This window comes from Agrococcus versicolor (genome assembly GCF_039531815.1).
GTDB lineage: Bacteria > Actinomycetota > Actinomycetes > Actinomycetales > Microbacteriaceae > Agrococcus > Agrococcus versicolor.
In genome coordinates this window covers 20,487-42,085 of sequence record NZ_BAAAQT010000001.1, presented here as the reverse complement: position 1 = coordinate 42,085, position 21,599 = coordinate 20,487, and the positions used below count along the sequence as shown (strand labels likewise).

At 71.6% G+C, this 21,599-nt stretch carries 22 protein-coding genes; 15 read left to right on the top strand and 7 right to left on the bottom strand.

The features are described 5' to 3' along the window. Positions 1 to 36 precede the first annotated feature (36 nt). The 9 genes from ABD249_RS00220 to ABD249_RS00180 all read left to right on the top strand — a co-directional run bounded on the left by ABD249_RS00220 (position 37) and on the right by ABD249_RS00180 (position 9,744). Positions 37 to 1,581, top strand: coding sequence for a sugar ABC transporter ATP-binding protein (locus ABD249_RS00220; protein WP_425546266.1), 1,545 nt, complete (start codon positions 37 to 39; stop codon positions 1,579 to 1,581). Next, positions 1,578 to 2,624 carry an ABC transporter permease gene (locus tag ABD249_RS00215; RefSeq protein WP_344339121.1) on the top strand — a complete coding sequence of 349 codons (1,047 nt, stop codon included), beginning with the start codon at positions 1,578 to 1,580 and terminating at the stop codon, positions 2,622 to 2,624. Before ABD249_RS00220 ends, ABD249_RS00215 begins: the two co-directional genes overlap by 4 nt. Beyond that, on the top strand, positions 2,621 to 3,667 hold the full coding sequence (locus ABD249_RS00210) for an ABC transporter permease (protein WP_344339119.1): 1,047 nt from the start codon (positions 2,621 to 2,623) through the stop codon (positions 3,665 to 3,667). The genes ABD249_RS00215 and ABD249_RS00210 overlap by 4 nt, the downstream gene beginning before the upstream one ends. 16 nt (positions 3,668 to 3,683) lie before the next feature. Next, positions 3,684 to 5,285, top strand: coding sequence for an FGGY-family carbohydrate kinase (locus ABD249_RS00205; protein ID WP_344339117.1), 1,602 nt, complete (start codon positions 3,684 to 3,686; stop codon positions 5,283 to 5,285). Further along, positions 5,282 to 5,980, top strand: coding sequence for an L-ribulose-5-phosphate 4-epimerase (locus ABD249_RS00200; protein WP_344339114.1), 699 nt, complete (start codon positions 5,282 to 5,284; stop codon positions 5,978 to 5,980). Before ABD249_RS00205 ends, ABD249_RS00200 begins: the two co-directional genes overlap by 4 nt. Before the next feature lie 23 nt (positions 5,981 to 6,003). Beyond that, entirely contained in the window at positions 6,004 to 7,515 is a 1,512-nt protein-coding gene (gene araA, locus ABD249_RS00195) for an L-arabinose isomerase (RefSeq protein ID WP_344339112.1), read from the top strand. A gap of 166 nt (positions 7,516 to 7,681) precedes the next feature. Beyond that, on the top strand, positions 7,682 to 8,194 hold the full coding sequence (locus ABD249_RS00190; protein WP_344339110.1) for a DUF2243 domain-containing protein: 513 nt from the start codon (positions 7,682 to 7,684) through the stop codon (positions 8,192 to 8,194). After that, positions 8,191 to 9,030, top strand: a complete 840-nt coding sequence (locus ABD249_RS00185; protein WP_344339109.1) for a cytochrome c oxidase assembly protein — start codon at positions 8,191 to 8,193, stop codon at positions 9,028 to 9,030. Before ABD249_RS00190 ends, ABD249_RS00185 begins: the two co-directional genes overlap by 4 nt. 306 nt (positions 9,031 to 9,336) lie before the next feature. Then, entirely contained in the window at positions 9,337 to 9,744 is a 408-nt protein-coding gene (locus tag ABD249_RS00180; RefSeq protein WP_344339107.1) for a hypothetical protein, read from the top strand. Positions 9,745 to 9,754: 10 nt separating this feature from the next. Here the strand turns inward: ABD249_RS00180 and ABD249_RS00175 are convergent, their stop codons facing one another. Genes ABD249_RS00175 through ABD249_RS00170 form a run of 3 tightly spaced genes read right to left on the bottom strand, consistent with a single transcriptional unit; the run spans position 9,755 to position 11,315 of the window. Further along, on the bottom strand, positions 9,755 to 10,618 hold the full coding sequence (locus ABD249_RS00175) for a formylglycine-generating enzyme family protein (RefSeq protein WP_344339106.1): 864 nt from the start codon (positions 10,616 to 10,618) through the stop codon (positions 9,755 to 9,757). Positions 10,619 to 10,620: 2 nt separating this feature from the next. Then, a complete protein-coding gene (locus tag ABD249_RS16125) occupies positions 10,621 to 10,959 on the bottom strand; it encodes a DUF202 domain-containing protein (protein ID WP_425546265.1) in 339 nt (112 codons plus the stop codon). Further along, positions 10,950 to 11,315 carry a YidH family protein gene (locus tag ABD249_RS00170; protein WP_344339104.1) on the bottom strand — a complete coding sequence of 122 codons (366 nt, stop codon included), beginning with the start codon at positions 11,313 to 11,315 and terminating at the stop codon, positions 10,950 to 10,952. The genes ABD249_RS16125 and ABD249_RS00170 overlap by 10 nt, the downstream gene beginning before the upstream one ends. A gap of 208 nt (positions 11,316 to 11,523) precedes the next feature. Between ABD249_RS00170 and ABD249_RS00165 the strand changes: the two genes are divergently transcribed. From ABD249_RS00165 to ABD249_RS00140, 6 genes are all read left to right on the top strand, one after another. Next, entirely contained in the window at positions 11,524 to 13,017 is a 1,494-nt protein-coding gene (locus ABD249_RS00165) for a sulfatase-like hydrolase/transferase (RefSeq protein WP_344339103.1), read from the top strand. 85 nt (positions 13,018 to 13,102) lie between these two features. Continuing rightward, positions 13,103 to 14,068: a tripartite tricarboxylate transporter substrate binding protein gene (locus ABD249_RS00160; RefSeq protein WP_344339102.1), complete on the top strand. Its 966-nt coding sequence runs from the start codon at positions 13,103 to 13,105 to the stop codon at positions 14,066 to 14,068. Beyond that, the gene (locus ABD249_RS00155) at positions 14,065 to 14,556 is read left to right on the top strand and encodes a tripartite tricarboxylate transporter TctB family protein (protein WP_344339100.1); all 492 of its coding nucleotides are present in this window, start codon (positions 14,065 to 14,067) and stop codon (positions 14,554 to 14,556) included. The genes ABD249_RS00160 and ABD249_RS00155 overlap by 4 nt, the downstream gene beginning before the upstream one ends. Positions 14,557 to 14,567: 11 nt before the next feature. Continuing rightward, positions 14,568 to 16,070, top strand: coding sequence for a tripartite tricarboxylate transporter permease (locus ABD249_RS00150; RefSeq protein ID WP_344339098.1), 1,503 nt, complete (start codon positions 14,568 to 14,570; stop codon positions 16,068 to 16,070). A 15-nt stretch (positions 16,071 to 16,085) separates the two neighbouring features. Beyond that, entirely contained in the window at positions 16,086 to 16,598 is a 513-nt protein-coding gene (locus ABD249_RS00145) for a gluconokinase (RefSeq protein WP_344339097.1), read from the top strand. Continuing rightward, on the top strand, positions 16,595 to 17,338 hold the full coding sequence (locus tag ABD249_RS00140) for a FadR/GntR family transcriptional regulator (protein ID WP_344339095.1): 744 nt from the start codon (positions 16,595 to 16,597) through the stop codon (positions 17,336 to 17,338). Before ABD249_RS00145 ends, ABD249_RS00140 begins: the two co-directional genes overlap by 4 nt. A 279-nt stretch (positions 17,339 to 17,617) precedes the next feature. Here the strand turns inward: ABD249_RS00140 and ABD249_RS00135 are convergent, their stop codons facing one another. The 4 genes from ABD249_RS00135 to ABD249_RS00120 form a co-directional block, all read right to left on the bottom strand. Then, a complete protein-coding gene (locus ABD249_RS00135; RefSeq protein ID WP_344339094.1) occupies positions 17,618 to 18,484 on the bottom strand; it encodes an SDR family oxidoreductase in 867 nt (288 codons plus the stop codon). Positions 18,485 to 18,642: 158 nt separating this feature from the next. Continuing rightward, positions 18,643 to 20,043, bottom strand: a complete 1,401-nt coding sequence (locus tag ABD249_RS00130) for a glutamyl-tRNA reductase (RefSeq protein WP_344339091.1) — start codon at positions 20,041 to 20,043, stop codon at positions 18,643 to 18,645. Between the two features lie 136 nt (positions 20,044 to 20,179). Beyond that, positions 20,180 to 21,160, bottom strand: coding sequence for a diacylglycerol/lipid kinase family protein (locus tag ABD249_RS00125; RefSeq protein ID WP_344339089.1), 981 nt, complete (start codon positions 21,158 to 21,160; stop codon positions 20,180 to 20,182). A 112-nt stretch (positions 21,161 to 21,272) separates the two neighbouring features. After that, complete coding sequence (locus ABD249_RS00120; RefSeq protein WP_344339088.1) at positions 21,273 to 21,467, bottom strand: CsbD family protein; 195 nt, start codon at positions 21,465 to 21,467, stop codon at positions 21,273 to 21,275. Between the last annotated feature and the right edge of the window lie 132 nt (positions 21,468 to 21,599).

Genomic DNA, 21,599 nt, shown 5'->3' with positions numbered 1-21,599 from the left:
ACCCGCCGGCCGCCCGGACCCACCACACGAGAGGCGATGGCGATGGAGCCACGACCCCCGATCGTCGAGATGCGCGGCATCACGATCGAGTTCCCCGGCGTGAAGGCGCTCGACGGCGTCGACCTGCGGCTGCTGCCCGGCGAGGTCCACACCCTCATGGGCGAGAACGGCGCAGGCAAGTCGACGCTCATCAAGGCGCTCACCGGCGTCTACCGCTTCCAGGAGGGCGAGCTGATCGTCGCCGGCGAGCCCGTGCGGCTGGACGGCACGGCCTCGGCGCAGGCGGCGGGCATCTCGACCGTCTACCAGGAGGTCAACCTCTGCGAGAACCTCAGCATCGGCGAGAACGTGATGCTGGGCCAGGAGCCGCGCACCAGGCTCGGCATCGACTGGCGGCGTCTGCACGCCCTGGCCAGCGAGGCGCTCGAGGCGCTCGGCCTCGGCGACCTCGACACGAGGCAGTCGCTCTCGACGCTCTCGCTCGCCGTGCAGCAGCTCGTCGCCATCAGCCGGGCGATCGTCGCCAACGCGAAGGTCCTCATCCTCGACGAGCCCACGTCGAGCCTCGACGCCAACGAGGTCGCCCGGCTCTTCGCCGTCATGCGCGACCTGCGCGACCGCGGCGTCGCCATCCTCTTCGTCTCGCACTTCCTCGAGCAGGTGTACGAGATCAGCGACCGCCTCACGGTGCTGCGCAACGGCAGGCACGAGGGCGAGTTCGCGATCGACGAGATCGATCGCTCGGCGCTCATCTCGCTCATGATCGGCAAGGACGCCGACACGCTCGACGCCATCGCGCAGAAGCGCGAGGCCGCGCCGCGCGAGGTCGACGCGGAGCCGTTGCTGCGCGCCCGCGGCATCGCGAGGCGAGGGGCGATCGTCCCCACCGACCTCGAGCTGCACGCCGGCGAGGTGCTGGGCTTCGCCGGCCTCCTCGGCTCCGGCCGCACCGAGCTCGCGCGCCTGCTCTACGGCGCCGACCGGCTCGACGCCGGCACGATCGAGCTGCACGGCCGACCGGTCGCGCTCACGAGCCCCGCGGCCGCGCTGCGGCACCGCATCGTCTTCTCGAGCGAGAACCGTCGCGACGAGGGCATCATCCGGGATCTCACGGTGCGCGAGAACGTCGTGCTCGCCGTGCAGGCCAAGCGCGGCTGGCTGCGTCGCATCGCGACCTCGCAGCAGCGCACGCTCGTCGACGACTGCATCGCCCGCTTCGACGTGCGACCCGCGCAGCCCGAGCGTCGCATCGGCACCCTGTCCGGCGGCAACCAGCAGAAGGTGCTGCTCGGCCGGTGGCTCGCGACCGATCCGGAGATCGTGATCCTCGACGAGCCGACCCGCGGCATCGACGTCGGCGCGAAGGCCGACATCCAGGCGGCCGTGCTCGAGCTCGCCTCCCGTGGCGTCGCCGTGATCTTCATCTCCTCCGAGCTCGACGAGGTCGTGCGCCTGTCGGATCGCATCGTCGTGCTCAAGGACCACGCCGTGATCGCGACGCTCGAGAACGGCCCGGACGTGACCTCGGAGACGATCGTCGCGCGGATCGCGGACGCAGACGCCCAGGAGGAGGCGGCATGACCGCCACGACCACGCGCGAGCGCCTCGGCGCGCTCGCCTCCACGCCCCTCGTCTGGGGACTCGTCGCGATCGTGGTGCTGCTGGCCATCAACAGCCTCCGCGATCCCGGGTACCTGGGCGTCGAGCTCGCCGAGTCCGGCAGGCTCACGGGCAACCCGATCGACATCCTCCGCACGGCCGCGCCGCTGCTCATGATCGCGCTCGGGATGACGCTCGTCGTCGCGACCGGAGGCATCGACCTGTCGGTCGGGTCGGCGATGGTCATCGGTGGCGCCGTCTCGATGGAGATGCTGCAGGCCGGCGACGGCTCGGTCGGCTCGGCCATGGCCGCGCTCGGCATGGCGCTGCTCATCACCGCCGTCCTCGGCGCGATCAACGGCCTGCTCGTCGCGTTCGTGGGCCTGCAGCCCTTCATCACGACGCTCGTGACCATGCTCGCCGGCCGCGGCCTCGCGAAGGTCATCACCGAGGGGCAGAACACGTCCGCGTCGAACGAGGCGTTCCGCTGGATCGCGAACGGCACGGTGCTCGGCGCCCCCGTGGTCTTCCTCATCGCGCTCGCGATCCTCGTGATCGTCGTCGTGCTCGTGCGCACCACGGCGCTCGGCATGCTCATCGAGTCCATCGGCATCGACCCGAAGGCGTCGCGCATGGCCGGCATCGACCGGCGATCGCTGCTCGTCGCCGTGTACGTGATCTCGGGCGTGCTCGGCGGCGTCGCCGGCGTCTTCGCGACCGGCAGCGTCATGACCGTCGACGTGTCGAACACCGGGCTCCTGCTCGAGCTCGACGCGATCCTCGCCGTCGTCGTCGGCGGCACCGCCCTCACCGGCGGCCGCTTCTCGCTCGCAGGTGCCGCGATCGGCGCCCTGCTCATCGCGACGCTCGACAAGACCGTCGTCTTCCTCGGCGTCTCCTCGGCCGCGACCCCCGCCTTCAAGGCCGTCGTCATCGTCGCCCTCTGCCTCCTGCAGTCGGCGACGATCCGCGAGCGCCTCTCCCGCGTGCGACTGCGCGCACCCCGACGAGAGGTCACGGCATGACCACCACGATCGAGCACGCCCAGGCCGCCCCCACGCCGCCCTGGCACCGGCGCGCCATCGAACGGGCGCGGAGGCGCGGCATCGACGTGCGCACGCTGCCCACGGGAGCGGCCGGCATCATCCTCGCCGTCATGCTCGTCTACGGCGAGATCGCCTACGGCCAGGTGCTGCAGGCGAGCACGCTGTCGAACCTGCTCATCAACAACGCGCACTTCGTGATCCTCGCGGTCGGACTCTCGTTCGTGATCCTCGCCGGCGGCATCGACCTGTCGGTCGGCGCCGTGATCGCGGTCAGCAGCGTCGCGGGCGTCATGCTCGTCGGCGCCGGCTGGCCCACCCCGCTCGCCATCGCGGCGATGATCGGGATCGGCACCGCGTTCGGCACCGCATCCGGCGTCCTCGTGCAGCACTTCGGCGTGCAGCCCTTCATCGCGACGCTCGCGATGATGTTCCTCGCCCGCGGACTCGCCTCGATGCTGTCGACGACGCCGCAGCGACTGCCGGACGACTCGTCCTTCCGGCTCCTCGGCGAGCCGTGGAAGCTGATCGACGGGCCGCGGGTCAACGACCTCATGGCCTCCGCGGGCCTCGTGGTCGCCGTGGTCGTCGTCGTCGTGGCGGCGATCGTGCTGCAGCGCACCCGATTCGGACGCACCGTGTACGCCATCGGCGGCTCCGAGTCGTCCGCGGCGCTCATGGGCCTGCGGGTGCCGCGCACGAAGCTCGCGATCTACGTCATCAGCGGCACGCTCGCCGGCGTCGCAGCCGTCGTCTACACGGCTCGCCTCGGCACGGCGCAGAACATCACGGGCATGGGATGGGAGCTCACCGCCATCGCGGCCGTCGTCATCGGCGGCACGCTGCTCACCGGTGGCTACGGCTACGTCGTCGGCTCCGTGATCGGCGCCCTCGTGCTCGGCCTCATGACCGTGCTCATCACTCGGGACGGCGGCGTGCCGCCCGAGATGACGACCATCATCACCGGCGGCATCCTCTTCGTCTTCGTGATGCTCCAGCGTGCCGTCGTCCGACGGCGCCGATGACCCAGGAGGTCCGACCATGACCCACGACCGCGACGCCGCACGCACGGCGATCCAGGACGGCAGCACGAGCCTCGGCATCGAGCTGGGCTCGACCCGCATCAAGGCGGTGCTCGTCGACGCCGAGGGCGCGATCCTCGCCACCGGCGCCCACGGATGGTCCGACCGCCTCGAGGACGGGCACTGGACGTACGCGCTCGACGACGTCGCGACGGGCCTCGCCGCCGCGTACGCCGCGCTCGTGCTCGACAGCACGAGGGCATGGGGCGTCGCGCCCACGTCGATCGGCGCCGTCGGCGTCTCGGCGATGATGCACGGCTACCTCGCCTTCGACGCCGAGGATGCGCTGCTCGTGCCCTTCCGCACGTGGCGCAACTCGACGACGGGGGCCGCCGCGACGCTGCTGGGCACGACGCTCGGCCGCTCGATGCCGCTGCGCTGGTCGGCCTCGCACCTGCTGCAGGTCGTGCTCGACCGCGAGGAGCACCTCGCGCGCCTGGCTCGCGTCACGACGCTCGCCGGCCACGTGCACGTGCTGCTCGGCGGGCACCCGGTGCTCGGCGCCGACGACGCCTCCGGCATGTTCCCCCTGCTCGCCGACGGCTCCGACTACGACGGCGCGGTGCTCGACGCGTTCGACCGGCTCGCCGCCGAGCACGGTGCGACGGACCTGCGCGTGCGTGACCTGCTGCCGACGATCCGACCGGTCGGCGAGGATGCCGGCACGCTGAGCGACGCGGGCGCCGCGCTGCTCGACCCGACGGGCCGACTGCTGCCCGGCGCCGCGCTCTGCCCGCCCGAGGGCGACGCGGGCACCGGCATGGTCGCGACGCGCGCGCTCGCGCCGGGCACCGGCAACGTCAGCGTCGGCACGAGCATCTTCGCGATGGTCGTCGTCGACGGCGAGGCGCCCAACCTGCCCGACGTCGACGTCGTCGCGACCCCCGAGGGCGCACCGGTGGCGATGGTCCACTGCAACAACGGCGTGAGCGAGCTCGGCGCGTGGGCGACCCTCCTCGGCGAGCTGTCGGAGGCCAGCGGGCACCGCATCGAGCCCGACGAGACGTTCGCGGCCATGCTGTCCGCCGCGAACGACGCCACGTCGGAGGGCATCGTCGCGTACAACTTCGTCGCGGGCGAGCACGCGCTCGGGCTGCAGGACGGGCGGCCCATCGTCGTCCGCGCCGCCGGCACGACCCTCACGCTCGGCGGATTCGTGCGCGCGCAGCTGCTCAGCGCGTTCGCGACGCTGCAGCAGGGCATGCAGGTGCTGCGCGAGCACGGCGTGCGCGTCGACGAGCTCGTCGCCCACGGCGGCCTGTTCCGCTCCACGGGCATCGCGCAGCGCATCCTCGCCGCCTCGCTCGAGGCGCCCGTGCGCGTCTCGGCGAGCGCCGGCGAGGGCGGCGCGTGGGGCATGGCGCTGCTCGCGGCGTACCGGCTCGCGCGCGTCGAGGGCGAGGAGCGTCCGCTGCGCATCTGGCTGCTCGAGCGATCGGGCATCGACGCCGGCACCGTCGTGGCCGCCGACGCCGCGCTCGTCGCCGAGTCGCGCGGGTACGCCGAGCGCTGGCGCGCAGGGCTGCCGCTCGCGCGCCTCGCGCCCGAGGTCGTCGCATGAGCGTCGCGGCGCTGCCCGAGGCGATGCGCGCTGCGATCGACGCCGCCCGCGTCGACGTCGCCGCCCTCCACGCCGAGCTGCCCCGATGGGGGCTCGTGGCCTGGACGGCCGGCAACGTCTCGGCGCGCGTGCGCGGCGTCGACGGCGCCGACGACCTCCTCGTCATCAAGCCGTCCGGCATCTCCTACGACGACCTCTCGCCCGCCGACGTCGTCGTGTGCGACCTCGACGGCGAGCTCGTCGACGGTGCGCTCGCACCCTCGTCCGACACCGCGGCGCACGCCTACGTCTACCGCCACATGCCGCACGTCGGCGGCGTCGTGCACACGCACTCCACGTACGCGACGGCATGGGCGGCGCGCGGCGAGCCCATCCCGTGCGTGCTCACGATGATGGCCGACGAGTTCGGCGGGCCCGTGCCCGTCGGCCCCTTCGCCGTGATCGGCGACGACTCGATCGGGCGCGGCATCGTCGAGACGCTCGAGGGCTCCCCGAGCCCCGCCGTGCTCATGCAGAGCCACGGCCCGTTCACGATCGGCGGCTCGGCCCGCGCCGCCGTCAAGGCCGCCGTGCTGCTCGAGGAGGTCGCGCGCACCGTCCACGTCGCGCGCGAGCTCGGCGACCCCATCCCCATCGACCAGGGTGCGATCGCATCCCTGCACGCGCGCTACCAGCACGTCTACGGCCAACGATGACGTCGGCAGAGAGGCACACCCCCATGACGACCGCCCACCCCGACCGCGAGGTCTGGTTCCTCACCGGCAGCCAGCACCTCTACGGCCCCGAGACGCTCGAGCAGGTCGCGACGCAGTCGCGCACGATCGCCGAGCGCCTCGGCGACGACCCGAGCATCCCGGCCCGCGTCGTCTGGAAGCCCGTGCTCACGAGCAAGGACGGCATCCGTCGCGCCATGCTCGAGGCCAACGCGAACGACGACGTCGTGGGCGTCATCACCTGGATGCACACCTTCAGCCCCGCGAAGATGTGGATCGCCGGCCTGAACGCCCTCGACAAGCCGCTGCTGCACCTGCACACGCAGGCGAACGTCGCGCTGCCGTGGAGCACGATCGACTTCGACTTCATGAACCTCAACCAGGCCGCGCACGGCGACCGCGAGTACGCGTACATGGCGTCGCGGCTCGGCATCCCGCGCGCGACGATCGCCGGCCACGTCTCCGACCCGGCCGTCGTGGCACGCGTCGCGACCTGGGTGCGGGCGAGCGCCGGCGTCGTCGCCACCCGATCCATGCGCATCGCGCGCTTCGGCGACAACATGCGCGACGTCGCCGTGACCGAGGGCGACAAGACCGAGGCCGAGGCGCACTTCGGCGTCACGGTGAGCACGTGGGGCGTCAACGACCTCGTCGCGGCGGTGGCGGAGGTCGACGAGGGCGACGTCGACGCCGTGGTCGCCGAGTACGACGAGCGGTACGAGCTCGCGCCCGAGCTGCGCGCCGGCGCCGAGCGGCACGAGTCGCTGCGGGTCGCGGCGGCGCAGGAGGTCGCGCTGCTGCGGCTGCTCGGCGACGTGGGCGCGACGGCGTTCACGACGAACTTCGAGGACCTCGGGGCGCTGCGGCAGCTGCCGGGGCTCGCGGTGCAGCGGCTCATGGAGCGCGGCTTCGGCTTCGGCGCCGAGGGCGACTGGAAGACGGCGCTGCTCGTGCGCGCCGCGAAGGTCATGGGGCACGGCCTGCCCGGCGGCGCCTCCCTCATGGAGGACTACACCTACGACCTCACGCCCGGCAGCGAGCTGATCCTCGGCGCGCACATGCTCGAGATCTGCCCGACGCTCACGACGTCGACGCCTCGCATCGAGGTCCACCCGCTGGGCATCGGCGGCAAGGAGGACCCCGTGCGCATGGTGTTCGACGCGGATGCGACCGAGGGCGCCGTCGTCGTCTCGCTCGCCGACATGCGCGAGCGGTTCCGCCTGACTGCGAACGTCGTCGACGTCGTCGCGACGCCCGAGCCGCTGCCGCACCTGCCGGTCGCGCGCGCGGTGTGGGCGCCGCGTCCGTCGTTCTCGACGTCGGCGGAGTGCTGGCTCGCCGCCGGCGGCGCGCACCACACGGTGCTCTCGACGGCCGTCGGCGTGGAGGCCTTCGAGCACTTCGCGACGATGACGCGCACCGAGCTGCTCACGATCGACGCCGACACGACGGTGCGCGACTTCCAGCGCGAGCTGCGCTGGAACGCCGCGTACCACCGCCTCGCCGCGTCCATGTGACGCACGCCGACGACGGCGACGACCGGCGCCGGACCGTGGCCTCGAGCCATGGTCCGGCGCCGGCCGCACGCGGGCGGCCGGCGGCGCGGGCCGCCATGGTCGGCGATCACGAGGCTCCTCCGCAACCGTCTGGGCACGGGATGCCGCGGCTGGGCACGATGCCCGCATGGCATCCGACACGCAGCAGGCACCGACGCGAGCGCATCCCTCCTGGTCGGCGCGCGCCGAGCACAGCCACCGCATCGTCTGGTCGGGCGTGCTCTTCGGGGTCGGGCTCGTCGCGTTCGTCGACGAGGCCGTGTTCCACCAGATCCTGCACTGGCACCACTTCTACGACCTCGGCACGAGCGACCTCGGGCTGGTCTCCGACGGGCTCTTCCATGCGCTGAGCTGGTTCGCGACGATCGCGGGCCTCTTCCTGCTCGCCGACCTGCGCCGTCGCGGCGCCTGGCACGGCGCGCGCTGGGCGGGCGGCGTGCTGCTCGGCGCGGGCGGGTTCCAGCTCTACGACGGCACGGTGCAGCACAAGCTGCTCGGCATCCACGAGATCCGGTCCGTCGACGACCTGCTGCCGTACGACGTCGTCTGGAACGCGACCGCCGCCGCGATGCTGGCCGCCGGCATCGCCCTCGTCGTCGCGACACGGCGATCGCGGGCGCTCGCACGGGCTGCGCCGTGACGACGACGCTCCCGGTCTCGGCCGCCGCGCATGCGCACGGGCACGGCGGCGGCGTTGCGCCCGAGGTCGTCGTGGTCGGCGTCGCCGTGATCGCGATCGCCTGCTACACCTCGGGCGTTGCAGCGTCACGCCGTCGCGGTCGGCCGTGGCCGGTGCATCGCCTCGTGCTGTGGATCGCCGGCGTCGTCGCGGCGACGGCCACGATGGTCGGTCCGCTCGCGGCCGCGGCGCACGAGGGCTTCGTCGCCCACATGTGGGCCCACCTGCTCGCCGGGATGCTCGCACCGCTGCTGCTCGTGCTGTCGGCACCGGTCACGCTCGCCCTGCGCACGCTCGAGGTCGTGCCGGCGCGGCGCGTGTCGCGCGTGCTCCGCAGCGGTCCGGCGCGATTCGTCGCGCATCCCATCACTGCCGCCGCCCTGAACGTCGGCGGGCTCTGGCTGCTCTACGCGACGCCGCTCTTCGCCTGGATGCAGGCGAGCATGCTCGTGCACGTCGCGGTGCACGTGCACCTGCTGGCCGCCGGCTTCCTCTTCACTGCGGCCGTCGTGGGCATCGGCCCGCGCCCGCATCCGCCGAGCCGCGTGCTCGTCGCCGTCGTCCTCATGCTCGCGATGGCGGCGCACGGCATCCTCGCGAAGCACCTCTGGGCGAGCCCGCCCGCACTCGTCGACCCGGCGGATGCCCGCGCAGGCGCCGAGCTCATGTACACGGCCGGCGCATGGATCGAGGCCGCGATCGCCGCCCTCTTCTGCGCCCAGTGGTACCGGGCCTCCGGTCGCCGCCTGCGCCGCACCTCCCCCGCCCCGGCCGCGAGCCCTGTCCCGACCCCCTGAAGTCGCCCACAGCGTTCTGAGGTGCGCATCCCGCCGCCGGGCGTGAGCGGCCTGCGGAGATACGCCGGTGCGAGCGCACGGGAGCGATCACGATGATGCTGACTCGTGTGGACCCGGTGCCCGCTCGCGGGCGCAGTGGAACGCTGACGCGGTGGCGCTCGTCGTGGCGCAGACCGGCGGATCTCCGTCCTTCCAGCGGGAGGACGGATCCGAGGCCTGGCTCGAGGCCCAGGCACCGCCGCTCAGCGTCGCAGTTGCCGAGGTTGGAGCAGGTCCAGCACCGAAGCCCTCGACGCACTCAGCGACTTGCGGAGGGTCCGCAAGCGCCTGCAGCTCATCGCCGACCTCGGGCTGGGCTACCTCACCCTGGGCGAGGCGACCACGACGCTCTCCGGTGGCGAGGCACAACGGCTCAAGCTCGCGTCCGACATCGACAAGGACCAGCACGCCAGCCTGTTCGTGCTCGACGAACCCTCGATCGGCCTGCACCCCCTCGACGTGCAGGTGCTGCTGCGAGTCCTGCAGCGCCTCATCGACAATGGCGCGACCGTCGTGATCATCGAGCACGACATCGACATGATCACGAACGCCGACCATGTCGTCGACCTCGGCCCTGGCGGCGGCGATGCCGGCGGCCGCATCGTCGCGACCGGCACACCTGCGGCCGTCGCCGCACATGCCGACAGCGTCACCGGGCGCTTCCTCCTTCCATGAGACGCGTCGCTCAGAGAGCGCAGCGGAAGCCGAGGTGCGTGGTGGAAGAGTCCTCGGATTGCGGAGACCGAGCGGACGGCCGATATCGCAGGCAGTAGCTGGGGGCGCAGAGGTGCGAGCCGCCCTTCGCGACTCGTGCGCGGTCGGCGGCGCTGGATGGGCCGCATCCGCATCCGCATCCGACATCGATGCGGTCGGCTGCATGGCTGGGCGTCCATGGCGAGCTCGTCCACTCCCAGGTGTTTCCCGTCATCTCGTACAAGCCGAAGCCGTTCGGAGGGAACGAGCGCACCGGCGCGGTGCCCCGCCAACCACGAGCGCCGTGATTCTCGTACGGGAACGCCCCTTGCCAGGTGTTGGCGTAGTGACCGCCCGGCGTGTTGGGCTCCTCACCCCACGAGTAGGTCGCCTGCTCCAGCCCTCCCCGCGCGGCGAACTCCCACTCCGCCTCGGTGGGAAGACGCTTGCCCGCCCATCGGGCGTAGGCCGTCGCGTCTTCGAAGGCGACGTGCACGACCGGGTGCGCGTCGAGGCCGTGCAGGTCGCTGCCGGGACCCTGCGGCGCGCGCCAGCTCGCCCCGGGGACGAACGCCCACCACTGACGCCAGTCGCGAAGGTCGACGGGTCCGGCCGTCTGCTGGAAGCAGAGTGATCCTGGTTCGTACGTCGCGGCATCCGGGATCTCGTCGGGGTCGATCGGTCGCTCGGCGACGGTGACATGGCCGGTGGCTGCGACGAAGGCAGCGAAGGCATGATTCGTGACCGCAGTCACGTCCAGCCGGAAGGGTGCGATCGTCACCGCATGGACGGGCTGCTCCTCGGGATAGTAGGCGTCCGATCCCATCAGGAAGCGGCCTCCGCCGATTCGCACCATCGTCATCGTTGGGCACCGAGCATCGCGACGACTCCCCCCGCCGTGCAGGCGAGCAGCAGGCTCGCCGCCGAGAGCAGTGCGAGGGCTCCCGCCCCGTGCGCGAGCCTGTCGGCTGCCATGAGCGAGCGATGTGCCCGACCGTATCGTCGGTGCGCGCCGAACCAGGCGGCACCAGCGAGCGCGAGGCCCATCAGCCCGAGCGCGAACCCAGGGATGCCCGCATGCGACGCGAGCAGACGTGCCCCGATCGCGCTGCCGACGGCGACCGCGAGGCATGTGCGATGCCAGGCGAGCAGCGTCCGCTCCGCCTGCAATCCGGCGTCGTAGACCGTCAGGACCATGTCGCGAACCCCACGACGATGGCGATCGCGGCGCCCACGACCCCGATGGCGAGGACGAGGCCGATGCTGGGAGCAGGCAACGGCGTCGCACGTCGCATGGCGCGCTCTGCTCGTGCCCATCCGAAGAAGGCGGCGATGGCAGCAAGTGCTCCGAGGGCGATGAAGGACAGCGCTGTCACGACCCGCAGCGTCGGATGCATGGGCAGCGCGAGCGCCTCGAGCGCCACGCCGGCGGCGACGAGCGCGAGCGAGGTGCGAATCCAAGCGAGCATCGTGCGCTCGTTCGCGAGGCTGAAGCGCGGATCGGGTTCGCTTCCCTGGCCGTAGACAGCGTCTGGGAAGCGTCGGCGCGTCATCGCATCTCCATCCTCGCGACGCTTCGCCGGGTTGCAGCCGACGACGCATCGACGTATCTTTCGTTCCAAAGATACAATCTTTTGGCGATCGATGTGGATCGAGAGAGACGGCTGCTGCACCGTGAAGCAGAGCTGCGAAGAGATCGGACCTGACCACGTCGGGCGCGACGGCATCGCCACACGACCAGGAAGCAGAGCTGACGTCCCGATGACCTCCGACCGAACACGTCCCAACATCCTGCTCATCACGGCCGACGAATGGCCCGGGCGCATCGCTCCCGGCGACGAGCGGAACGCGGCACGCATCCCTACGTTGGACTATCTCGCGCGACTTGGGACGACATACACGCGTGCCTACTCCGAGTGCCCGGTCTGCATCCCCGCGCGGCGGTCGCTGCTCACCGGCACCTCGCCGCGCGTCCATGGCGATCGGACGTTCCAGCCGGATGCCGACATGCCCGACGCGCCGACGCTGCCGGCGGTGCTGCGCGATCACGGCTATCAGTGCTTCGCCGTGGGCAAGCTGCATGTGTATCCGCAGCGGGATCGCGTGGGATTCGACGACGTCCTCCTCAGCGAGGAGGGCAGGTCGACGCTGGGCGCGACGGACGACTACGAGGCATTCCTCGCCGACGAGGGGCACCCGGGCCGCCAGTTCACGCACGGCATGAGCAACAACGACTACCAGGTGCGGCCGTGGCATCTTCCCGAGCACACGCATCCCACCTCGTGGGCGGCGACGGAGATGGCCCGCATGATCCGACGTCGAGACCCGAAGCGCCCCGCGTTCTGGTACCTGTCGTTCCAGGCGCCCCACCCGCCACTGGTGCCGCCCGCAGCGTTCCTCGACATGTACGACCGTGCGGACATCGACGCGCCGATCCGCGGGGACTGGGTCGATGACCGCCTCCCCTTCGCGCTCCGTCAGGTCATGGATCAGTGGCCGATGGGTGATGAGCGGGACGTCGCCGAGGCGCGCCGCGGCGTCTATGCGCTCTGCACGCAGATCGACTATGCGCTTCGAGTCGTGCTCGGCACCCTCCGTGAGGAAGGGGTGCTCGATGACACGATCATCGTCTTCACCTCCGACCACGGCGACATGCTCGGCGATCACGACCTGTGGGCCAAGCGGCTCTTCTACGAGAGCTCTGCGCGCATCCCGATGCTCATCGTGGGCACCGATGGCGATGACCGCATCGGCGTCGGCTCGATCGACTCTCGCCTGCTCGGCCTGCAAGACGTGATGCCGACGATCCTGGAGCTGGCAGGCGTGCCTGTCCCTGCGACGTCGGACGGCACGTCGGCCGTCGGCGTCGAGCGTCGCAGCCACCTCTACGGTGAGTTCGGAGAGTCCGCGAACGCGACGCGCATGGTCACCGACGACCGCCACAAGCTCGTCTACTATCCCGCGGGCAATCGGCTGCAGCTCTTCGACCTCGTCGAGGATCCCGGTGAGCTGGTCGACCTCAGCGATGTCCAGGAGCACGCGGACACGCTGGGTGCGCTTCGCGCCCTGCTGATCTCGGAGCTCTACGGGACGGACCTTGCGTGGCTCGAGGACGGCCAGCTGGTCGGCATGCCCGATCCAGGCGGCGTCGGCAGCGTCGACAGGGGTCTCCATGGCGTTCGGGGGCTGCACTGGCCACCGCCGCCGATCACGGCCCATCCGGGTCGCGTCGTCGGTGCTCCTGGAGAGCACTAGACCCCGAGACCAAAGAATGGACCTTTGAGGTTCATGGTGCTACCTTCCAAACACTCAATGTCAACGACGACTCGGAGGCACGATCGTGCGCAAGACCTTCGCCCTACCCGCCCTCTCGCTCGTGGCTGCGGCTGCGCTTGCCGGTTGCTCGACCGGCGCTGAGGACGGCAGCGACTACCCGTCGCAGACGATCAACATCATCGTGCCGGTGCCAGCAGGATCCGGGACCGACGTCTCGACGCGATTCGTCACCGCGTGCCTCGAGCAGGAGCTCGGCGCCACCATCGTGGTCGAGAACCGTGAAGGCGGTGGCGGTGCGGTCGGCATCGGGCAGTATGCCCGCGCGGCAGCCGATGGCTACACGCTCATCTCGACGACCGTGGGCAATGCGCTCGTGCCGCCGCTCACCGAGGGCGATGTCGGCTACGACGTCGACACCTTCGAGCCCGTCGGCCTCATCGGTCAGGCTCCGGTCGTGCTCGTGGTGCCGGCCGACTCGCCGTTCCAGACGGCCGAGGAGCTCTTCGCCGCTGCCGAGGACGAGCGGATCGTCGTCGGCATCCCGGGCCCCCTGAGCGTGCCCGGCATCTCGATGCAGGGACTCGTGGAGGAGAGCGGCCTGCAGCTGGAGGCCGTCCCGTTCGAGGGGAATGCCGCCGTCGTGCAGGCACTCGCCGGCGGAGAGGCGGATGCCGGCTACCTCTCGGCGGACGGTGGGGTGACGCTGCCGCGCATCCAGTCGGGCGAGCTCCGCGCGCTCGCCTCGGCCGTCGACGAGGAGGTCGAGTCGCTTCCCGACGTGCCCACGCTCGACTCCCTCGGCTACACCGATCTGCCCAATGGAGACTCCTTCTGGTTCCTCGGGGCGCTCGATGGAACGCCTGAGCCGGTCCTCGACCGCCTCGGCGAGGCGATGGAGACGTGCATGACCGACCCGGAGGTGCAGTCGCAGATCGGCGAAGGCGTCGCGCCGCCCGAGTTCGTCGACGGCACCCGCGTCGACGAGCTGCTGCACGAGGCGAACGACGGCTACGTGGACTTCCTCCAGTGACCAGCGACGACGTCGTGGGGGGCGGCGCTCCCGCTGGGCGCCGCTTCCCGCGCGTCGGGTTCGCGGTGCTCACGGCTCTGGGACTCGCGCTGAGCATCGCGGTGCCGCTCACCTTGGACGTGGGGACCGCCGGCGCTTCGGGCCCGGGGATGTGGGTGCTCGGAGCGGCCGTCCTGACGACCGTCCTGTCGCTGATCGCGACCCTCCACCCCCGCATCCTGCTCGACGCAGCGGAGACGCCGACTCGCGCACAGATGCGCGACGTCGCCCTCGCGCTCCCGGCGCTGCTGCTCGCCGTGCCCTCGCTGCTCGTGCTCGGCGTCGGCATCACCACGGCGTGGATCACCTTCTACTGGCTGCGCTTCGTGACGGGGACATCCTGGTTGCGCTCGGCGATCGCTGCGGCAGCGATCACCGCCGGCATCCTGCTCATCTTCCTGGTCGCGCTGGACGTCCCCTTCCCGCGCGGCTCGCTCACCAGACTCTGACGGACTGACACATGGACATCATCGAAGGGCTCCTCCAGGGCCTCGAGGTCGCGTTGACCTGGCAGAACCTGCTGTTCGTCCTCCTGGGCGTCTCGGTCGGCATGATGGTCGGCGTCCTCCCCGGCCTCGGCCCGGCACCGACCGTCGCGCTGCTCATCCCCTTGACGTTCTCGCTCGAGGGACCGACCGCGATCATCCTGCTCGCCGGGGTCTACTACGGTGCGATGTACGGCGGCACGATCACATCGGTGCTGCTGCGCATCCCAGGCGAGGCAGCATCCGTCGTCTCCACGGTCGACGGCCACGCCATGGCCCGCAAGGGCCAGGCGGGCAAGGCGCTCGGACTCGCCGCGATCGGCTCCTTCGTCGGCGGCCTCTTCGCCACGATCGTGCTGATCCTGTTCTCACCGATCCTCGCGGAGTTCGCACTCGGGTTCGGCTCCCCCGAGTACGCCGTGCTCGCGCTGCTCGGGCTCGTCCTCGTCGCGTACACGTCAGCCGGCAGCATCGTGAAGTCGCTCATCGCCGTCGGCATCGGTCTGCTGATCGCCTCGGTCGGGCCCGATCCGATCCTCTACAGCTCGCGCTGGTCGCTCGGCGTGCCCGACCTCATCGGTGGCTTCGACATCGTCGCCATCATCATGGGCGTCTTCGGGCTCTCCGAGGTCCTGGTCAACATCTCCGGAAGCCGGCACCGTCAATCCATGATCCAGAGCATCGGCCGTGTGCTCCCTACCGGCCGCGACCTCATCGAGAACGCAGCGCCCATCGCCCGCGGTTCGCTGATCGGCACCGGCCTCGGGCTCGTCCCCGGCGGAGGTGGCGTCCTCGCATCGCTGGCCTCCTTCGGTGTGGAGCGCCGCCTCGCGAAGGATCCCTCCCTCTTCGGTCACGGCGCCCCGCAGGCCGTATCGGGCCCGGAGACGGCGAACAACGCAGCCTCGATCTCGACCTTCATCCCGCTGCTCACGCTCGGATTCCCGCCGAACGGCGTGCTGGCGGTCATCTTCGGCGCACTGCTCATCCAGGGGGTCACGCCCGGACCCACGCTCATCACCGAGCGACCGGACATCTTCTGGGGCGTCGTGGTGTCCATGGTGATCGGCAACGTCGTGCTGCTCGTGATGAACATCCCGCTGCTGCCCGTGTTCGTCCGCATCGCTCAGATCCCGCCCGCGATCATGGCGACGATCACCGTCGCGATCCTGGTCGTCGGTGCCTTCAGCATCAACGGCAACACGTTCGACGTCGGCGTCATGGTCGCGGCAGGGCTCGTCGGCTTCGGCCTGCGACGGCTCGGCATCCCGCCGGCCCCTCTCGTCCTCGCCTTCATCCTCGGCCCGCTCTTCGAGACCAACTTCCGTCGCTCGCTGATCCTCTCCGAGGGTGACCCCACGGTCTTCCTGTCCTCGCCGACATGCATCGCGCTCGTCGCCGTGCTCGGCGTCGTCGCACTCACCTCCGCTGTTCCCCAGATCCGGAAGGCGCGCACGCGCATCGAGTCGGAAGCGTGAGCGGCGGGTCCTGACATGCGCGAAGTCCTCGTCATCGCCGGCGTCGCCGGATGCGGCAAGTCCACGGTCGCCGCCGCCCTCGCGCGGGAGCTCGGCTGGGCGCTCATCGAAGGTGACGACCACCATGACGAGGCCTCCGTCGCACGAATGCGAGACGGCACCGGTCTCACCGACGTCGACCGGACACCATGGCTGGGACGCATCGCCACCACCATCCGCGGAATCGATGGTTCCAGCGTCGTCGCGTGCTCGGCGCTCGCACATCGACATCGAGAGGTGCTGCGGTCGAGCGCACGCAACGTCTCGTTCGTGCAGCTCTCGCTCTCGACCACCGAAGCCACCAGACGCCTCGCTGCACGCCGCGGCCACTTCGCTCGCTCCTCCCTCGTCGCATCGCAATTCCGCGATCTGGAGCCTCTGCGTCCGGACGAGAGCGGCGTCATCGTGGACGCGACCGAGAGCATCGACACGATCGTCGCCAGCGTCGTCGCGGACCGCATCCGCCGCGCAGATAGGTTGGCGAGATGACCACGGAGCTGCTGCACGTCGAAGTGCTCGATGCCATCGGCGGCGACATCGTCTCCGGCACGCACCCCTCGGGATCGGTCCTCACTCTCGAACAGCTGCAGGTCCGATACGGCGCCTCCCGCGGCATCGTTCGCGAATGCATGCGCGTCCTCGAGACCATGGGCATGCTCGTCTCACGTCGACGCGTCGGGCTCGTCGTGCAAGATCCGTCCCTCTGGGCGGTGTTCGACTCGAGGATCATCCGATGGCGCCTCGCCGGACCCGGCAGACACCGGCAGCTCGCGACGCTCACCGAGCTCCGCCTCGGCGTGGAGCCCGTCGCAGCCCGACTCGCCGCGCTCCGGGCGTCGGATGACGAGCGAGACGACCTCCGCGCGGCGACCGCCATGATCGGTGCCTACGTCGACGCGGACGGCGAAGAGCGGCATCTCGAGGCCGACGTGCGCTTCCACACGCTGCTGCTGCGAGCCTCCAAGAACGACATGTACGCCTCGCTCGCGGACGTCATCGCCGAGACGCTCTCATCACGTCGCCGACAGCGCCCGGTGAGTGCAGACGACCGCCGTCAGGCATTCGCCCTGCACGAGCTCGTGATGCGAGCGGTGATCGCGCGCGATGGTGATGCCGCCGAGCTCGCGATGCACGATCTGCTCACCGAGGTGCGCAGCGCGATAGAAGCACCAGCGCCGGATGGTCAGGTGGTCGTGGACTCCACACCTCTGGCAGGCGGCGGGCGCTAGCACGGAGCGCCAGGAGATCGGGTCGGCGCACACGGCGGCGCCGGTGCGCATGTGGTGCCCCAGCGTTTCGAGGTACGCACCTCGTCACGGGGTGCTGCGATCGCGGCACCTCCCGACGAGGTGCGTACCTCGCGACGACAGGACCGAGGGCCGGCGAGCCGCGCGCCTGAACGCCGGCACCCGCACGCCGCACGCGCCGAGGCGCGAGCGACCCCGGACACGACGACGGCGCCCGAGCATCGCCCGGGCGCCGTCGTGGTCCGTCGACCACGGTGCCGATCACGGCACGGGGCGACCGCCCGTGACGCCGATGACGGCTGCCGACGTGTAGCTGGCCTCGTCGGAGGCGAGGTACACGTACGCGCCGGCGAGCTCCGCCGGCTGGCCTGCACGACCGATGGGCGTGTTCTGGCCGAACTGCTCGACCTTCTCGTCCGGGAACCCGGTCGCGGGGATGAACGGGGTCCACACCGGTCCGGGCGCGACGGCGTTCACGCGGATGCCGCGCGGGCCGAGCTCGGCCGCGAGCGCCTCGACGAACGCGCGCTGCGCCGACTTCGTCATGGCGTAGTCGATGAGCCCCGGCGACGGGTCGGCCGACTGCACCGACGACGTCACGATGATCGACGCGCCCGCCTGCAGGTGCGGCACGGCCTCGCGGGTCAGCAGGAGCATCGCGACGAGGTTCGTCGCGAACGTGCGCTCGATGCTCTCGCGCGTGATCGACTCGATGCCGTCGTTCTGCCGCTGATAGCCGGCGTTCGACACGAGCACGTCGATGCCGCCGAGCCCGTCGACCGTGCGCTGCACGGCCTCGACGCACGCGGACTCCTCGCGCAGGTCGAGCGGCAGCGACAGGCCCTTCCTGCCGGCCTCCTCGATGGCCGCGATCGTCGCCGCGGCGTCCTCGGCCTCCTCGGGCAGGTGCACGATCGCCACGTCGGCGCCCTCGCGGGCGTACGCGATGGCGACGGCGCGACCGATGCCCGAGTCGCCGCCGGTGATGAGCGCACGGCGCCCCTCGAGCCTGCCGCGACCGACCCAGCTCTGCTCGCCGTGGTCGGGCGTGGGATCCATCGGCTCGGTGCGGCCGGGCTGCTCGGGCTGCTGCTGCGCGGGGAACTCGGTCGGATGCTGGTCGGTCACGATCGTCCTCTCTCGTGGATGGAGGACCTAGACCAACAGGCATCGCTCCCGGCGACGACCCCCTTGACGCATCGAGCGTGCGCCGCGACGCGGAATCGCACGGCACGCCGTCCGCACCTCGCGCCGTCGAGCGACGACGGGATCCGCCCGAGGGACGCTCAGGCGACGTCGTCGATGCCGAAGAGCGCCTCGAGCGCGTCGACGTAGTCGGCGTGCCGGCCGTCGGCGGCGAGCTCGCGCGCCCGCACGCTCGGCTGGTGCAGCAGCACGCCGGCGAAGTGCCGCAGCGCCTGCTCGGCCGCGAGCTGCTCAGCCTCGGTGCCGCGGCGGCGCACGCGGGCGAGCTCGGCGTCGAGCGCGCCGGCGACGTGGCGACGCAGCGCGGCGACGGCCGGGCCGAGCCGCTGCTCCTCGCCGACGCGCGTGTACGTGCGCGCAGCCTTCTGCACGAGCGCGCGAGCGTCGTCGGTCGCCGTGAGGTGGTCGAGCGGCGCGTGGATGCGGATGGTCTCGAGGTCGAGCAGCTCGACGCCGTGCACGCGCGACACGTCGGGCGCGACGTTGCGCGGCAACCCCATGTCGATGACGAGCTGGCTCGAGCGGCCGTGCTCGACGGGGCACGAGGCGCCCGTGACCTGCACGGCGACCGGGCAGACGGCCGGCTCGGCGCGCTGCGGCTCGCCGGCGCCGACCAGCGACTGGAAGGGGCCGCCGGCCGCGTGCTCGTGCCCGGCGGGCATCCCGGCGTACGCGTGGGTGGCGGCGAGCGCCCGACGCCCGGCGGCGATCATGGCCGCGTCGATGACGTGCTCGCTCGACGTCGTGCACGTCACGACGACGTCGGCGCCGGCGAGCGCGAGCGGCGCGTCGCGGCCGTCGACGTTCGGGATGCCGTGGCCGCGGGCGAAGCGCTCGCCGCGCCCGGACGGGCTCCACACCTCGACGTCGCGCACGCCGCGGTCGCGCAGCGCCGCGAGCGACGCCGCGGCGAAGCGGCCGGTGCCGACGAGCAGCACGCGCGCCTGCGACCAGTCGTGGATGCGGTCGCTCGCGAGGTCGAGCGCGAGGCGCACGATCGAGCGGCCCTGCTCGCCGAGGCCCGTGCGTCGCTTCACGCCGCGCTGCGTCTCGATGGAGCGCTGGAAGAGGCGCTCGAGGTCGCGCGTCGTCGTGCCGGCGTCCTGCGCGTTGCCGAGCGCGCGACGCACCTGGCCGGCGATCTCGCCCTCGCCGACGACGACCGACTCGAGCCCGGCGGCGACGGCGAAGAGGTGCTCGGCCGCGTGGGCGTCGTAGAGGGCCTCGACGTGCTGCACCTCGCCGGGGGCGCCCGCTCGCGTCAGCGCGACCTCGAGCGCGGTGCGCGCGGCGCCGTCCGCCTGGTCGGCGGAGACGTCGAGGTAGGCCTCGAAGCGGTTGCACGTCGACACCACGATCGCGCCCTCGACGCCGTCGGAGGAGGCGAGGAGGGTAGGGAGCATCGTCGCGTCGGCGGCTGCGAGCCGCTCGAGGACGTCGAAGTCGGCGTTCCGGTGGCTCGCCGTGAGGCAGATGAGCACGTGCCCATCGTACCCGCTCCCCGGTGCGCGGCCCGCGGCCGCTCGACGCCCAGAGCGGACGCGCGGAGCGAACGGCGAGGGCGTCCGCTGCGGACGCAGCGACCGTCCGCGGGGCGACCCGCGCCGTCCGCCCCGCTCAGCCCTGCTGGGCGGGCACGCGCACCGTGAGCGCGCCGGGCTCGATCCAGGCGCGGATGGCGACGGCCTCGCCGAAGCCGTCGCCGTCGAGCTCGATCTGCTCGGGTCGCGACAGGCGCGCGACGAGTCGTCGCGCCGTCTCGTAGCGCAGGTCGTCGTCGTCGCGACGCTCGCCGACGAGCGCCTGGCCCGCCTTCGTGCGGCGCAGCACGCCGTTCGTCCAGGCGACCTTCGTCCACACGCGCACCCAGCCCCAGACGCTGCGCGGCCGCATGACCATGAGGTCGAGCAGGCCGTCGTCGACCGCGGCGTCCGGCATGAGCAGGATGTTGGCGGGCAGCGATCCGCAGTTGCCGAGGATCAGGGTGTTGACGGTCGAGCGGCGCTGCCTGCCGTCGTCGACCTGATACCGCACGTGCAGCTCGTCGGCGTCGCGCAGCGACCGCGCCATCGCCTGCACGTAGGCGGCCCATCCGGCCTTCGCCTTCAGGTCCTCGTCCGTGTGCTCGATCATCTTCGCGTCGAGGCCCATGCCCGCCATGACGACGAAGGCGTGCCGATCGCGCGAGCCGTCCTCGCGCTCGACGTCGACGACGCCGATGTCGATGGGGCGGTCGACGCCCTGGAAGGCGGCGGTCACCGAGCCGGGCATGTCGTCGAGCGTGAGGTCGAGGTTGCGCGCCAGCAGGTTGCCGGTGCCCGAGGGCAGCAGCGCGACCGGCGTGCCCGTGCCGCGCGCCGCCTCGGCGACCGCGCGCACCGTGCCGTCGCCGCCTGCCGCGACGATGAGGTCGACGCCGGCGTCGAGCGCCTCGCGCGTCGCGCCCTGCCCGACGTCCTCCTCGCTCGTCGACAGCCAGAGCGTCTCGCCCCAGCCGGCGGCCTCCGCCTCCTGGTGGACGGCCCGACGGAGGACGTCGAGGTCGACCTTCACGGGGTTGTAGACGACGGCGGCGACGCGCGTGCTCGCATCGGGCATGGCTTCCTGCTCTCGTTCGAGGTGGTCGGGGAGGTGGCCACGGCGCGAGGCTGCGCACGCCGCGGACGACGAAGCCCCCGACCGCAAGGGGTCGGGGGCTTCGTGCGAGTCGCTACTTCTTGTCGTCGCCGAACACGTTGCCGGCAGCGTCCTTCACGTTCTCGCCCGCCTGCTTGGCGTTGGCCTGGGCCTGGTCGCCCTTGCCCTCAGCCTGCAGACGCTCGTTGTCCGTGGCGTCACCGAAGGCCTCCTTGGCCTTGCCCTTCAACTCCTCGGCCTGGTTCGAGATCTTGTCTCCGAGTCCCATGGGCTCCTCCTTCTCCTCTTGCGATCGAGGTCTCCCTCGCGTGGTCTTCCCTCAGCGTGCCCCTCGAGCCGGTGGATGCGCGATGGGTTGCGCATGAGGCGCCTCGGGTGCATGCTCACGCGGCGACGGGGC

What these genes read in the sequence shown, in the direction of transcription:
- ABD249_RS00220 (WP_425546266.1), top strand. Translation starts at nt 37, where the DNA reads ATGGCGATGGAGCCACGACCCCCGATCGTCGAGATGCGCGGCATCACG.
- ABD249_RS00215 (WP_344339121.1), top strand. Translation starts at nt 1,578, where the DNA reads ATGACCGCCACGACCACGCGCGAGCGCCTCGGCGCGCTCGCCTCCACG.
- ABD249_RS00210 (WP_344339119.1), top strand. Translation starts at nt 2,621, where the DNA reads ATGACCACCACGATCGAGCACGCCCAGGCCGCCCCCACGCCGCCCTGG.
- ABD249_RS00205 (WP_344339117.1), top strand. Translation starts at nt 3,684, where the DNA reads ATGACCCACGACCGCGACGCCGCACGCACGGCGATCCAGGACGGCAGC.
- ABD249_RS00200 (WP_344339114.1), top strand. Translation starts at nt 5,282, where the DNA reads ATGAGCGTCGCGGCGCTGCCCGAGGCGATGCGCGCTGCGATCGACGCC.
- araA (WP_344339112.1), top strand. Translation starts at nt 6,004, where the DNA reads ATGACGACCGCCCACCCCGACCGCGAGGTCTGGTTCCTCACCGGCAGC.
- ABD249_RS00190 (WP_344339110.1), top strand. Translation starts at nt 7,682, where the DNA reads ATGGCATCCGACACGCAGCAGGCACCGACGCGAGCGCATCCCTCCTGG.
- ABD249_RS00175 (WP_344339106.1), bottom strand. Translation starts at nt 10,618, where the DNA reads ATGGTGCGAATCGGCGGAGGCCGCTTCCTGATGGGATCGGACGCCTAC.
- ABD249_RS16125 (WP_425546265.1), bottom strand. Translation starts at nt 10,959, where the DNA reads ATGGTCCTGACGGTCTACGACGCCGGATTGCAGGCGGAGCGGACGCTG.
- ABD249_RS00170 (WP_344339104.1), bottom strand. Translation starts at nt 11,315, where the DNA reads ATGACGCGCCGACGCTTCCCAGACGCTGTCTACGGCCAGGGAAGCGAA.
- ABD249_RS00165 (WP_344339103.1), top strand. Translation starts at nt 11,524, where the DNA reads ATGACCTCCGACCGAACACGTCCCAACATCCTGCTCATCACGGCCGAC.
- ABD249_RS00150 (WP_344339098.1), top strand. Translation starts at nt 14,568, where the DNA reads ATGGACATCATCGAAGGGCTCCTCCAGGGCCTCGAGGTCGCGTTGACC.
- ABD249_RS00145 (WP_344339097.1), top strand. Translation starts at nt 16,086, where the DNA reads ATGCGCGAAGTCCTCGTCATCGCCGGCGTCGCCGGATGCGGCAAGTCC.
- ABD249_RS00140 (WP_344339095.1), top strand. Translation starts at nt 16,595, where the DNA reads ATGACCACGGAGCTGCTGCACGTCGAAGTGCTCGATGCCATCGGCGGC.
- ABD249_RS00125 (WP_344339089.1), bottom strand. Translation starts at nt 21,160, where the DNA reads ATGCCCGATGCGAGCACGCGCGTCGCCGCCGTCGTCTACAACCCCGTG.
- ABD249_RS00120 (WP_344339088.1), bottom strand. Translation starts at nt 21,467, where the DNA reads ATGGGACTCGGAGACAAGATCTCGAACCAGGCCGAGGAGTTGAAGGGC.